This window comes from Marinobacter sp. bablab_jr003 (genome assembly GCF_016464245.1).
Classification (GTDB): Bacteria; Pseudomonadota; Gammaproteobacteria; order Pseudomonadales; family Oleiphilaceae; genus Marinobacter; species Marinobacter vinifirmus.
This window is the reverse complement of sequence record NZ_JADARC010000115.1, coordinates 1-280: the sequence shown is the minus strand read 5'-3', so window position 1 is coordinate 280 and position 280 is coordinate 1. Positions and strand designations below refer to the sequence as shown.

Below are 280 nucleotides of genomic sequence, written 5' to 3'. Positions count from 1 at the left end.
CCCGCGCCGGACGTTTTGATGGGGAAATCAGGCAGCCTGCCAAGGTGGCAGCTTTGCCGTGGAATCAGTGGCAGCTTTCGCGTGGAATGGGTGGCAGGCTTCGTCTGGAATCAGTGGCAACCTTGGTCTGGAATACGCAAGCAACGAGAACACCAATCGTCTGTTACGCCAGTACTTCCCGAAGAAGACCGATTTATCGGGCTATTCCCAGAAGCAGTTAAATGAATTTGCACGGAAGCTGAATGAACGACCGAGGAAAACACTCGACTACCTGACACCT

1 pseudogene is annotated in these 280 nt (G+C 53.2%); it reads left to right on the top strand.

The features are described from left to right. Nucleotides 1-139: 139 nt before the first annotated feature. Nucleotides 140-280 (top strand): annotated as a pseudogene (locus H3Z84_RS11930) (transposase); the annotation flags it as partial.